Raw genomic sequence first — 12,405 nt, 5'->3', positions numbered from 1 at the left:
CGGCTACGGCGCCGGCCAGCGGAACACGGTCACGCCCATCTTGCCGGCGGTCACGGTCAGCCGCTGCTTCTGCTCGCGGCCGTCCACGCTGGCGAAGAAATCGTAGCTGCCGGCCGGCAGCCGGGCGAGCAGGATCGGGCCCTCGGTCGTCGTCTGCAGCACCACCTTGCCGGCACGGTCGACGATGCGCACCTCGACCGCGCTCAGGTAATCGCCGCCGGCGAGCGCGAAGGTCACCTTCAGGTTGAAGCCGAAGCCCGTGCCGAGCGCAGCGAGGCGCTCGCGCGACTCCTCGCCGGTACCGCCGGACACCCAGGAAACGTTGCCGGCGGTCTGCACCTCCTCGTCCTGCGCCACGGCCGGCAGCATCGACAACGCGCCGGCAAGCAGCAGCGCCGCCGCGCGGCCCGGGGTTTTCCATGCTTTCATGGTCGTACCTCCCATTGCTCGTTGCCCGGAGATGCGGCGCGCGCCCCGCGCCGCAGGCTCAGTTGCAGACGGTGACGCGGCCGCTGACGTCGCGGCAGACGGTAGTGCCGTCGGGGCCGGTGATCACCGTCAGCCCCTTGTCCTTGCGGTCGCGGTAGATCACGTTCGGGCCGCGCTGCGGCGCGTTGTAGTAGCCGGGCTGGTTCTGCTTCAGCTGCTGCATCTGCTGCGTGCCGCTGGTCGGGATGCCGGGCGCCGCCGCCCCCTGCTCGATCACCACGCCCTGCGGCATCTGGTTCTTCTTGACGCCGTAGAGCACGGTCTGGTCGTTCGGCGGAGCGTACTGCGCCGCCGCCGGCAGCGCGGCGCCGAGCAGCAGCAGGGAAAGGAATGCGCGCATCGGAATCTCCCGGTAAGTCATGCTGGCAGTATAGACCAGCGAAAAATCCGCGCTCGGGCGTCCCCCGAGAGGACTTCTTCGTATTGCGCGAAGCGCAATACTCAGGCGCACCCCGAGAGTACTTCTTCGTATTGCGCGAAGCGCAATACTCAGGCGACGCGGCGGCGGAACACCCAGCGGGCGTCGTCGGACGCTTCCGCGGCGAAGGCGTAGCCGTCGACGGCGAAGGCCTGCAGTGCCGCGGCGTCGCGCAGGCGGTGCTCGGCCGCGTAGCGCGCCATCAGCCCGCGTGCGCGCTTGGCGAAGAAGCTGACCACCTTGTAGCGGCCGCCCTTCCAGTCCTCGAACACCGGCTGCACCACCGGCACGCCGAGCCGCGCCGGCCGCACCGCCTTGAAGTACTCCTCCGAGGCGAGGTTGACCAGCACCTGCGCCTTCGCCGCGGCGAGGTCGGCCTGCAGCAATTCGGAGATGCGCTCGCCCCAGAAGGCGTAGAGGTCCTTGCCGCGCGCGTTGGCGAGCCGGGTGCCCATTTCCAGCCGGTAGGGCTGCATCAGGTCGAGCGGACGCAACACGCCGTAGAGGCCGGAGAGGATGCGCGCGTGCGCCTGCAGCCAGTCGAGCGCCTTCGCCGGCAGCGTCGCCGCGTCCAGCCCCTCGTAGACGTCGCCGGCGAAGGCGAGCGCCGCCGGCTTCGCGTTCGCCGGCGTAAACGGCGGCTGCCAGTCGGCGTAGCGCGCATGGTTGAGCGCCGCGAGCGGATCGGAGAGCGACATCAGCGAGGCGATCTCGGCCGGCGACAGTTCGCGCAGGCGTTCGATCAAGAGCGCCGACTGGTCGAGCAGGCGCGGTTCGGTGAAGCGGTCGGTGACCGGCGGCGTCTCGTAATCGAGCCGCTTGGCGGGGGACAGGACGAGGATCAATCGGGGCTCCGTGGGGTTGGTCGCATCAGTTGCGGATCGTTCGCGCTGTGCCGCGCGTTGGCGGCGAATTTTAGCCGAGAGGGGCGCCCGCCGGCCTTGTTATAATTACGAATTATCCAGAGGAAGCCGTTTCATGAAACGCAGCCGTTTCGCCTCCCGCAGCCGCATCTCCGCCGACGCCACCGAACTTGCCCGCCTCGCCGCCGGCCTCGCCGAATCGGGCAGCAAGATCGAGGACGCCTATTGGGAGGGCCGCCTCGCCGAACTGGTCGACAGCCTGCTGCAGTCCGGCGCCGAGGACGACCTCAACGCCGCGCTCGACCGCCTGTTCGACACCAACCCGACCGCCCACGACGAACTCGCCGACATGGTCGAGGCGCGCGCCGAAACGGGCACGCTGGCGCACGCCGGCGAGGACTTCGACATCCTGCTCTTCGCCGTACCGGTGCTCGCCTGGTCGCGCTATTCGATCCCCTCCGGCACGCTGCCGAAGCCCGCGCTCGACGCGCTCAAGACCCAGCTCGGCGCACACGCCTTCGCCGCCGGCACGCAGATCGCGCTGACCGACTACCTGTTCAGCCCGGACCAGCTGCCGCGCAGCTTCGTCGACACCTGGCAGCTGCAGCGCGAACTCGGCGCCGCCGCGCTCGAGGGACGCAACCTGACGCTCGACACCGAGAACTTCGACGAAACCAACCGTTTCCTCTCCGACGTGCGCTACCTGGTCGGCGCCGTCGCCGTGCGCCGCGGCCTGCCGATCTTCCGCTGGAACGAGAAGGACGGCTCGCGCGAATCGGCGCAGAAGGAATGGATCAAGCAGGGTGGCCCCAACCTCGAGCCGCTGCTCACCGGCTGCGCCTACCAGCCGCTGCTGCCCGACGCCTACCACGCCGCCTGCCGCGCCGCCGACAAGGCCTCGCGCCCGTATTCGCTGCGCGCCTCGGTGGCCTTCCTGCAGACCACGCTGGGCGTGGCGGCCGACCAGCTGCGCGCGGTGATCGGCCCCTTCCACGACCGCCGGCTGGAGGAATACCGCATCGGCTTCGGCCCGCGCGAGCGCGACAACCTGCACCACGGCGTTGTCTGGCCGCTGCTCGGCACCGAGGACGAGAACACCGACGCCGTCGGCGAGATCGAGTCCGTGCTGCGCGAATGCGGGCTGAAGGAGATCGTCTTCCACGACCACCCCTTCCCCTTCGAGTTCTGCGACGACTGCGGCATGCCGCTCTACCCCAACGCCGAGGGCGAGGTGGTGCATCCGGAGATGCCCGAACAGGGCCACGACGCACCGCCGCAGACGCTGCACTAGCCACCGGAAATGAGCAACGCCGACCTCCTGCGGCGCAGCCTCGCCGCCGTCTGGCACCCGTGCACGCAGATGAAGCAGCACGCGGCGGACCTTCCCCTCGTGCCGGTGGTCCGCGGCGAAGGGCTGTGGCTGTACGACGCCGACGGCCGCCGCTACCTCGACGGCATCAGCTCGTGGTGGGTGAACCTCTTCGGCCACTGCAACCCGCGCATCAACGCCGCGCTCGCCGACCAGCTCGGCCGGCTCGAACACGTGATCCTCGCCGGCTTCACGCACGAACCGGTGGTGCAGCTCTCCGAGCGCCTCTCGGCGCTCACCGGCGGCGCGCTCGGGCATTGCTTCTATGCCTCGGACGGCGCCTCGGCGACCGAGATCGCGCTGAAGATGTCCTTCCACTACTGGCAGAACACCGGGCGCCCGGAAAAGCGCGAGTTCGTCGCGCTCGCCGGCGGCTACCACGGCGAGACCGTCGGCGCGCTGGCGGTCACCGACGTCGCCATCTTCCGCGATGCCTATGCACCGCTGATCCGCGCCGCGCACGTCGTGCCCTCGCCGGACGCGCGCCAGGCCGCGCCGGGGGAAACGGCGGCGGACGTCGCCCGCCGCGCCGCCGCCGCGCTGGAGACCTTCCTCGAAGACCACCACGAGCGCATCGCCGCGCTGATCGTCGAGCCGCTGGTGCAGGGTGCCGCCGGCATGGCGATGCACGACCCGGAATACCTGCGCCTCGCCCGCGCCTTGTGCGACCGCTTCGAGGTACATCTGATCTGCGACGAGATCGCCGTCGGCTGCGGCCGCAGCGGCACCTTCTTCGCGCACGAGCAGGCCGGCATCAAGCCGGATTTCCTGTGCCTGTCGAAGGGCATCTCCGGCGGCTACCTGCCGCTGTCGGTCGTGCTCACCACCGACCGCGTGTATGAAGCCTTCTACGACGACGCGACGGCGCGCGGCTTCCTGCATTCGCACTCCTACACCGGCAACGCGCTCGCCTGCCGCGCGGCGCTGGCGACGCTCGACCTCTTCGCCGAGGACGACGTGCTGGCGAAGAACCGGGCGCGCGGCGACAAGCTCGAAGCGCTGCTCGCCCCGCTCGCCGCGCATGAAAAAGTCCGCCACTTCCGCCGCCGCGGCATGATCCTCGCGTTCGACGTCGAGGCGGACGTGGGCTTCGGCCGCCGCTTCTACCGCGAGGCGCTGGCGCGCGAGCTGCTGCTGCGGCCGATGGGCAACACCGTCTACTTCATGCCCCCCTACATCCTCGGCGACGACGACGCGGCCTTCCTCGCCGCCGCCGCCGCCGCCGCGCTGGAGGCCGCACTGCGATGATCTGGGACGAACTGGAGAGCGGCCTCGCCGAACTCGCCGCCGACGGCCTGCTGCGCCGCCGGCGCGTGCTCGACTCGCCCTGCGCACCGGAATGCGTGGTCGACGGCCGGGCCGTCGTCAGCTTCTGCAGCAACGACTACCTCGGCTTCGCCAACCATCCCGAACTGATCGCCGCGGCGCAGGCCGCGGCGGCGCAGTGGGGCGTCGGCAGCGGCGCCTCGCACCTCGTCTCCGGCCACCTGCGCCCGCACGAGGAGGCCGAGCAGGCGCTCGCCGACTTCGTCGGCTTCCCGGCGGCGATCACGCTGTCCACCGGCTACATGGCCAACCTGGCCATCGTCCCGGCGCTGGTCGGCCGCGGCGACGCGGTCTTCGCCGACAAGCTGAACCACGCCTCGCTGATCGACGCGGTGCAGCTCTCGCGCGCCGAGAGCCACCGCTACCTGCACGGCGACGTCGCCGGCCTCGCCGCGATGCTCGCGGCGAGCACCGCCAAACGGAAGCTGATCCTCACCGACGCGGTGTTCAGCATGGACGGCGACATCGCACCGCTGCCGCAGCTCTACGAACTGGCCGAGCGCCACGACGCCAGGCTGGTGATCGACGACGCGCACGGCTTCGGCGTGCTCGGCGACAACGGCCGCGGCACGCTGTCGCACTTCGACCTGCCGGCCGACCCGCGCGTGATCCTGATGGGCACGCTGGGCAAGGCCGCCGGCGTCGCCGGCGCCTTCGTCGCCGCCGACCGGCGAGTGGTCGACTGGCTGGTGAACAAAGCGCGCGCCTACATCTTCACCACCGCGGCGAGCCCGATCCTGGCCACGACGGTGACGCGTAGCGTGGCGCTGATCGCAGCCGCCGACGACCGCCGCGCGCACCTGCAGGCGCTGGTCGCGCAGCTGCGCGCCGGCGTCGCCGAGCTGCGCTGGAACCTGCTGCCGTCGGAGACGGCGATCCAGCCGCTGATCATCGGCGACAACCACGAGGCGCTGCGCGTCGCCGGCGCGCTCTTCGAGCGCGGCCTGTGGGTGCCGGCGATCCGCCCGCCGACGGTGGCCAAGGGCACCGCCCGCCTGCGCATCTCGCTCTCCGCCGCGCATACCGAGGCGCAGGTCGCGCAGCTCGTCGACGCGCTGCGGGCGCTGGCATGAGCCTGCGCATCGTCAGCGGCGGCCATGCCGCCGGCCCCGACCTCGCGCTGGTGCACGGCTGGGGCCTCGGCGCCGGCGCCTGGGACGGCGTCGCCGACGCGCTCGGCGAGCGCTTCCGCGTGCATCGCGTCAGCCTGCCCGGCTACGACGGCAGCGCCGACGACGGACGCGACTTCGCGCAGACCGCGGCCGCGCTCGCCGACGCGCTGCCGGCCGGCACGACGCTGGTCGGCTGGTCGCTCGGCGGCATGCTGGCGCTCGCCGCCGCCGCGGCGCGCCCCGGCCGCTTCGCGCAGCTGGTGCTGGTCGGCACGACGCCGAAGTTCGTGCAGGCCGACGGCTGGCCCTGCGCGCAGGTGCCGGAGAACCACGCCACCTTCACCCGCGCGGTGGCGAAGGCCGCCGAGGCGACGCTGACCCGCTTCGTGATGCTGTTCAACCAGGGCGACGACAAGGCACGCGCGGTGGTCCGCGCGCTGACGCCGCTCTTGGCCGCCGGCCTGCCGCCGGCGCCGGTGCTGGCCAAGGGCCTCGACTGGCTGCGCGACGTCGACCTGCGCGCGGCGGTGCCCGGCATCGCCACGCCGGCACTGGTCGTGCACGGCGACTGCGACCCGCTGATGCCGATCGCCGCCGGCGAGTGGCTGGCGGCGCAGCTGCCCGCGGCGCGCCTCGAGCGCTTCGCCGGCAGCGCGCACGCGCCCTTCCTCGCCGACCCCGACCACTTCGTCCGCGCGCTGGCCGCGTTCTGCGCCGAGCGTTCGTGCCCGGCCGCGTCGTCCCGCGGCGCGGAGGTCGCGCAGCGACAGGAGGGAGCTCGGTGACCCTGCCCGACAAGCAGCGCATCCGCGAATCCTTCGCCCGCGCCGCCGCCGGCTACGACGCCGCCGCGGTGCTGCAGCGCGAGGTCTGCGCGCGCCTGCTCGCCGCGCTCGACGACGCGACCGCGCCGCCGCCGGCGGACGTCCTCGATGCCGGCTGCGGCACCGGCTACGGTGCCGGCCTGCTGCACGCGCGCTGGCCGCAGGCGGCGATCGTCGCCGCCGACTTCGCCGAGTCGATGACGGCGACGACCCGGCGCCAGGCGCCGGCCGGCACCGCCTGCGCGGTCGCCGACATCGAGGCGCTGCCGTTCGCCGGCGCGCGCTTCGACCTGTGGTGGTCGAGCCTGACCGTGCAGTGGTGCGACGCTGCGACCGTGCTCGCCGAGGCGGCGCGCGTGCTGCGCGGCGACGGCCAGCTGGCGCTGTCCACGCTCGGCGCCGGCACCTTCGCCGAGCTGCGCGCGGCCTTCGCCGGCGTCGACCGCCACCGCCACACGCTCGACTTCGCCGCCGCCGAGCGGCTCGCCGAAACCGCGCAGGCCGCCGGGCTGCGCGAGGTGCGCCTCCGCCGCGAGACACTGACGCTCCATTACCCCGACCTCAAGGCGCTGCTCGGCGCGGTCAAGGCGATCGGCGCCAACGCGCTCGGCGCCGGCCGCCGGCCGGGGATGATGGGCAAGGCCGCGTGGCAGGCGGCGGCCGCCGCCTACGAACGGCAGCGCGTCGCCGCCGGGCTGCCGGCCAGCTACGATGTGATTTTGCTCACCGCCAAGAAATGAAACACGCCTACTTCATCGCCGGCACCGACACCGAGATCGGCAAGACGCACGCCGCCTGCGCGCTGCTGCACGCCTTCCGCGCGCAGGGGATGAGCGCGCTGGGCATGAAGCCGGTGGCCGCCGGCACCGACGCCGCCGGCGTCAACGAGGACGTCGCGGCGCTCGTCGCCGCCTCGTCGTTGGCGGTGCCGGCCGAGCTGGTCAATCCCTACTGCTTCGCCGACCCGATCGCGCCGCACATCGCCGCCCGCGAGGCCGGCGTGACGATGCGCGCGGAACCGGTGGTGGCCGCCTTCGGCGAGCTCGGCAAGCGTGCCGACGTGGTCATCGTCGAAGGCGTCGGTGGCTTCCTGGTGCCGCTCGCCGACGACTTCGACGCCGCCGACCTCGCCGCCGCGCTGGCGCTGCCGGTGATCCTGGTCGTCGGCATGCGCCTCGGCTGCCTCAACCACGCGCTCTTGACGCAGGAGGCGATCCGCGCGCGCGGCCTCAAGCTGGCCGGCTGGATCGCCAACCGCGTCGATCCGGCAATGCGCCGCTTCGACGAGAACCTGGCGACCTTGCAGGCCCGCCTGCACGCGCCGCTGCTCGGCGTCATCCCGCACGGCGTCGGCGGCGCCGCGGCGGCGGCGCACCTCGCGCTGCCGCGCGACTGATCCGGCTGCGGCACCTTCATCTGCCGAGGGTTTTTCGGATTCCGGCTGGCGCCGGAATGACGGGTACGCGGGCGCTGCCGAGTTCAAACGCGTTGCCGCCGGCTCAACCCCCGGCCTCCGGCCCCGCATCGCCGGCGAGCGGCCCGACGATGCGCCAGGCGTACATCAGGCTGTCTTCGTTGAATTCCTGCCCATTCTCCAGGTCGCGCCACCACACGGCGCCGCGCGCGTCGGCGCCGAGGCAGCGCCAGCGGCGCAGCTCGCCGCTGCACAGCTCGATGCGGTAGGTCCGGCCCGCTTCCGGCGCCGCCATCGGCGCGCCGCTCACGCCGCCTCGCCGGCGAGCAGCCCGGCGAGATCCTCGATGGCGACGACCAGCTGCGGCACGCGCGCCGACGCCTCGTCGAACTCGCCGGCGGCGGCGCGGCTCTCGATCTCCAGCGCCAGCGCGGTCGCCGCGTCGAACGAGAAGGTGCTGACCAGCCCCTTCACGGTATGCGCCTCGCGCTGCAGCGTCAGCGCATCGCCCGAGCGCTGCGCGCTCTGCAGCGCCGCGATGTAGCCCGGCGCGTCCTCGACGAACATCGCCGCCACCGAACGGTAGAGCTCGACATCGCCGCCCATGCGCTCGATCACCTCGTCGCGGGGGAAGTTCGCCGGCAGCGCGACGGCCACCGCGGCGGCGAAATCGGCCGCCGCGTCGTCCGGCACCGCCTCGGCGGCCGCCTCGCCGTCGCCGGCGATCTTGTGCGGCAGGCAGCGCGCCAGCTCGGCGAACATCTCCTCCTTGCGGATCGGCTTCGACACGTAGCCGTCCATGCCGGCCGCCAGGCAGTGCTCGCGGTCGCCGCGCATGGCGTTGGCGGTCATCGCGACGATCACTTGGTGGCGGCCGCTGCCGGCCTCCTGCTCGCGGATGCGGCGGGTGGCCTCGAAGCCGCCCATCACCGGCATCTGGATGTCCATCAGCACCAGGTCGAAGTCCTCGCCGGCGAGCTCCTGCAGCACTTCCTCGCCGTTGCCGCAGACCGACACGCGGTGGCCGCGCCGTTCGAGCAGCGTCACCGCCAGCCGCTGGTTGATCAGGTTGTCCTCGGCGAGCAGCACGCTGAGCGGCTGCAGCGCCGGCACTGCCGGTGCCGCCGCGCGCTGCGCGGCGAGGCTGCCGATGCCCACGCGCAGCGTGAAGTGGAAGATGCTGCCCTCGCCCGGCTCGCTGACCACCCAGATGCGGCCGCCCATCATCGTCACCAGCTTCTGGCAGATGGTCAGGCCGAGGCCGGTGCCGCCGAAGCGGCGCGTGATCGAGCCGTCGGCCTGCGAGAAGGCCTCGAAGATGCCGGCCTGCTTGTCGTACGGGATGCCGATGCCGCTGTCGCGCACCGCGAAATGGACCTCGATGCCGTCGTCGTCCTGGCCGGCGAGCACGGCGCTGACCGAGATGCCGCCCTGCTCGGTGAATTTCAGCGCGTTGCCGACCAGGTTGATCAGGATCTGGCGCAGCCGCACCGGGTCGCCGACCAGCACCTCGGGCAGCGCCGGGTCGACGAAGTGGTCGAGGCCGAGGTCCTTCTGCTCGGCGCGGAAGCGCAGCGGGCGCAGCGTCTGCTCGAGTTCGTCGCGCAGCGTGAAGCCGACGCGCTCGATCTCCAGCTTGCCGGCCTCGATCTTCGAGAAGTCGAGGATGTCGTTGATGATCACCAGCAGCGCGTCGGCCGAGGTCTTCACCATCTCCAGGTATTCGCGCTGCTTCGGCTGCAGCGGCGTCTCCAGCGCCAGGTCGGTCATGCCGATGATGCCGTTCATCGGCGTGCGGATCTCGTGGCTCATGTTGGCGAGGAAGTCGCTCTTCGCGGTGTTCGCCTGCTCCGCCGCCTGCCGCGCCTGCAGGAGCTCGATCTCGGCCTGCTTGCGCTCGGTGATGTCGCGGAACAGCCAGAGGTGGCCGCGGCAGTCCTCGGCCTGCGGCATCGCCGGGAACAGGTAGATCGGCACGTAGTCGAGCTCGAGCACGCGGCCGTCGGCCAGCGCCAGCTCGTGCGCCAGCGTCGGCGTGCGCTCGGCGAGCAGCGCGGCGGTCAGCGCGACGAAGTCGTCCGGCGCCGCCGCCGCCCGGCTGCAGTCGCGCAAGAGCGCCGCCGCCTCGCTGCCGATCAGCTCGCCGCTCGCCATGTCCAGCCGGAACGCGGCGCAGAAGGTCTGGTTGCTGGTCACCACCATGCCGCGCTCGTCCTCGACCAGCACGCCGGCCTGCATGCTCTCGATCAGCGCGGAGAGGCGCGACGAGGTGGCGAGCAGGTATTCCTCGCTGCGCTTCCTTTCGGTGATGTCCTGGAAGGCCGCGACCGCGCCGACGAACTGGTCGCCTTCGTAGATCGGCATCGACACCACCGACACCTGCACCAGCGAACCGTCCTTGCGCGTGAAGGCGTCGAAGTCGGAACGGAAGACGTGGCCGGCGACCACCGAGGCGTGCATCGGGCACTCCTCCTTGTCCATCGGGATGCCGGTCGCCGTCTGGTAGTGGATGACGTCGTGCACCACCTTGCCGGCCAGCTCGTCGCGGCGCCAGCCGAGCAGGCGCTCGGCCTCGGCGTTGACGAAGGTGCAGCGGCCCTCGGCATCGACCGCGACGACGCCTTCGCCGAGCGCGTCGGTGAGGCTGTTGAGGAAGCGGTTGCTCTCCTGGATCGTCGCCTCCTGCTGCTTCAGCCGCAGCGAGGCGAGGTTCAGCGCCGAGACCAGCTGCGCGATCTCCTCGTTGCCCTGGAACTCGGGCAGCGTCTCGCCGCGCAGCGCATCGAGGCGGCCGGCGAAGTTCGACGCCTGGCGCAGCGTGCGCATCGTCCGCCCGAGGAAGAGCATCAGCAGCGCGGTACTGACGACGACGCCGGCGACCGCCAGGATCACGCTGTTGGTCCACTGCTCGCGCCGGCTCTCGGCCTGCGCCGACAGGCTGGCGGTGACGCGCACCCAGCCGATCGCGCCGCCGCGCATCACCGGCTGCAGCACCGTCAGGTCGCCGTCGACGGCGGCGCCGGGGAAGGCGAAGCCGGCCGGGATCGCCGCCGGCGCCTGCAGCGTCGTCTCCTCGTCGGCCGCGGGCACCGCCTCGCGACCGCCGGCGATGTCGGCATAGGCGAGGCCGCCGGCGTCGTGGGTGACGCGCGCCACCACGCGGCCGCCGCGGTCGAGCACGGCGAGGCCGAGCAGCGACGGGTAGTCGGCCGAGCGCAGCAGGATGCGCTCGATCGCCGGCACGTCGGCGGCGGCCAGCGGCTCGGTGACGGCGCCGGCGATGCCGCGCGACAGCGCCGCCAGCTGCTGCCGCGTACCCCGCTCGCTGAGCCGCGCCTGCTCGCGCGCGCTGATCCAGGCGTGGGTGAAGACGGTGACGAGGAAAAGCAGCGAAACCAGCAGCGCGATCTGCCAGCTGAGGCGACGCGGGAGGATCACAGCAAGGGCACCTCTTCGTCGTGGAAGCGTTCGCGGATCGCCAGCGCCTCGTCCCAGGCGGCGAAGAAGGCTTCGACGCAGGCCGGGTCGAAATGGCTGCCGCAGTTCACCTTCAGGAACAGCGCCGCTCGGTCGAGATCCCACGCCTTCTTGTACGGGCGCTCCGAGGTCAGCGCGTCGAACACGTCGGCGACCGCGACGATCCGCCCGAACAGCGGGATCGCCTCGCCGACCAGGTTCTGCGGATAGCCCGAGCCGTCGAACTTCTCGTGGTGCGCCAGCGCGATCTCGGCGCCGGCCTGCAGGATGCGCGAACTGCTGCCGTGCAGCAGCTCATAGCCGAGGCGGGCGTGGTTCTTCATCAGCTCGAACTCCTCCGGCGTCAGCCGACCGGGCTTGAGCAGGATGTAGTCGGGGATCCCGATCTTGCCGACGTCGTGCATCGGCGCCGCCTGCAGCAGCAGCTCCTGGGTCGCCGCGTCGAGGCCGAGGCGGCCGGCGATCAGCGCCGAATAGTGCGCCATGCGCTGGATGTGGGCGCCGGTCTCGGGGTCGCGGAACTCGGCCGCGCGCGACATGCGGAAGAGGAGCTCCTGCTCGCGCGCGTGGATCTCGGCGGTGGCCAGCCGCACCTCCTCGGCCAGCTCCTGGTTGCGGTTCGACAGCCGGCGCTGGCTGGCGCGCAGCGCCAGCATGTTGCGCACGCGGGCGCGGAACTCGGCGGTATCGACCGGCTTGGTCAGGAAATCGGTGGCGCCGCGGGCGAGCGCCTCGTAGCGGACTTCCTTGTCGTCGTTGGCGGTAATCATCAGGATCGGCAGCTCTTCGTGGCCGGGCACCGCACGCAGGCGCTCGATGAAGCTGATGCCGTCGAGCTCGGGCATCATGTAGTCGACGATGATCAGGTCGGGGTCGTTGCCGGCGCACCAGGCGAGCCCCTGCGGAGAATCGGAGAAGAGCAGCGGCTCGCAGTCGCCGAGCTTGAGCACCAGGTGCTTGAGCAGCGTCAGGTTGATCTCGCTGTCGTCGACGATCGCGATCCGGTTCATGGGGCCCCTCCCCGCCATGGCAGATGGGGCAGTATACCCCCGGAGCATGGACACGGCGGCGGCGGATCGGCCATAATCGCCCGACTTTCATGGCCCCCGCACA

The 12,405-nt window shown here is 71.9% G+C and carries 12 protein-coding genes; 6 read left to right on the top strand and 6 right to left on the bottom strand.

Features of this window, described 5'->3' with window-relative positions; all coding sequences use genetic code 11:
• Positions 1 to 3: 3 nt before the first annotated feature.
• From IWH25_RS10545 to yaaA, 3 genes are all read right to left on the bottom strand, one after another.
• Positions 4 to 429, bottom strand: coding sequence for a carboxypeptidase regulatory-like domain-containing protein (locus IWH25_RS10545; protein ID WP_203385763.1), 426 nt, complete (start codon positions 427 to 429; stop codon positions 4 to 6).
• 58 nt (positions 430 to 487) lie between these two features.
• On the bottom strand, positions 488 to 829 hold the full coding sequence (locus IWH25_RS10540; protein WP_203385762.1) for a hypothetical protein: 342 nt from the start codon (positions 827 to 829) through the stop codon (positions 488 to 490).
• A 149-nt stretch (positions 830 to 978) separates the two neighbouring features.
• On the bottom strand, positions 979 to 1,752 hold the full coding sequence (gene yaaA, locus IWH25_RS10535) for a peroxide stress protein YaaA (RefSeq protein WP_203385761.1): 774 nt from the start codon (positions 1,750 to 1,752) through the stop codon (positions 979 to 981).
• A gap of 133 nt (positions 1,753 to 1,885) precedes the next feature.
• Here yaaA and IWH25_RS10530 point away from each other — a divergent pair, with 133 nt between their 5' ends.
• Genes IWH25_RS10530 through bioD form a run of 6 tightly spaced genes read left to right on the top strand, consistent with a single transcriptional unit; the run spans position 1,886 to position 7,797 of the window.
• Complete coding sequence (locus IWH25_RS10530) at positions 1,886 to 3,061, top strand: DUF2863 family protein (RefSeq protein ID WP_203385760.1); 1,176 nt, start codon at positions 1,886 to 1,888, stop codon at positions 3,059 to 3,061.
• A gap of 9 nt (positions 3,062 to 3,070) precedes the next feature.
• On the top strand, positions 3,071 to 4,387 hold the full coding sequence (bioA, locus tag IWH25_RS10525) for an adenosylmethionine--8-amino-7-oxononanoate transaminase (RefSeq protein ID WP_203385759.1): 1,317 nt from the start codon (positions 3,071 to 3,073) through the stop codon (positions 4,385 to 4,387).
• Positions 4,384 to 5,538 (top strand): 8-amino-7-oxononanoate synthase, encoded by a 1,155-nt coding sequence (gene bioF / locus IWH25_RS10520; protein WP_203385758.1) that lies wholly within the window; start codon positions 4,384 to 4,386, stop codon positions 5,536 to 5,538. The genes bioA and bioF overlap by 4 nt, the downstream gene beginning before the upstream one ends.
• Complete coding sequence (locus IWH25_RS10515) at positions 5,535 to 6,362, top strand: alpha/beta fold hydrolase (RefSeq protein WP_203385757.1); 828 nt, start codon at positions 5,535 to 5,537, stop codon at positions 6,360 to 6,362. The genes bioF and IWH25_RS10515 overlap by 4 nt, the downstream gene beginning before the upstream one ends.
• A complete protein-coding gene (gene bioC / locus IWH25_RS10510) occupies positions 6,359 to 7,141 on the top strand; it encodes a malonyl-ACP O-methyltransferase BioC (RefSeq protein ID WP_238998866.1) in 783 nt (260 codons plus the stop codon). The genes IWH25_RS10515 and bioC overlap by 4 nt, the downstream gene beginning before the upstream one ends.
• Positions 7,138 to 7,797 carry a dethiobiotin synthase gene (gene bioD, locus IWH25_RS10505; RefSeq protein WP_203385756.1) on the top strand — a complete coding sequence of 220 codons (660 nt, stop codon included), beginning with the start codon at positions 7,138 to 7,140 and terminating at the stop codon, positions 7,795 to 7,797. Before bioC ends, bioD begins: the two co-directional genes overlap by 4 nt.
• Before the next feature lie 103 nt (positions 7,798 to 7,900).
• Here bioD and IWH25_RS10500 read toward each other — a convergent pair whose 3' ends face one another.
• Genes IWH25_RS10500 through IWH25_RS10490 form a run of 3 tightly spaced genes read right to left on the bottom strand, consistent with a single transcriptional unit; the run spans position 7,901 to position 12,302 of the window.
• Positions 7,901 to 8,125 carry a hypothetical protein gene (locus IWH25_RS10500; protein WP_238998865.1) on the bottom strand — a complete coding sequence of 75 codons (225 nt, stop codon included), beginning with the start codon at positions 8,123 to 8,125 and terminating at the stop codon, positions 7,901 to 7,903.
• The gene (locus IWH25_RS10495) at positions 8,122 to 11,253 is read right to left on the bottom strand and encodes an ATP-binding protein (RefSeq protein WP_203385755.1); all 3,132 of its coding nucleotides are present in this window, start codon (positions 11,251 to 11,253) and stop codon (positions 8,122 to 8,124) included. The genes IWH25_RS10500 and IWH25_RS10495 overlap by 4 nt, the downstream gene beginning before the upstream one ends.
• Positions 11,250 to 12,302 carry an HD domain-containing phosphohydrolase gene (locus IWH25_RS10490; protein ID WP_203385754.1) on the bottom strand — a complete coding sequence of 351 codons (1,053 nt, stop codon included), beginning with the start codon at positions 12,300 to 12,302 and terminating at the stop codon, positions 11,250 to 11,252. The genes IWH25_RS10495 and IWH25_RS10490 overlap by 4 nt, the downstream gene beginning before the upstream one ends.
• Between the last annotated feature and the right edge of the window lie 103 nt (positions 12,303 to 12,405).

The sequence above is a fragment of the Azospira restricta genome, assembly GCF_016858125.1.
Lineage (GTDB): Bacteria > Pseudomonadota > Gammaproteobacteria > Burkholderiales > Rhodocyclaceae > Proximibacter > Proximibacter restrictus.
The sequence above is the reverse complement of the archived record's forward strand: the minus strand, read 5'-3'. Positions and strand labels throughout refer to the sequence as shown.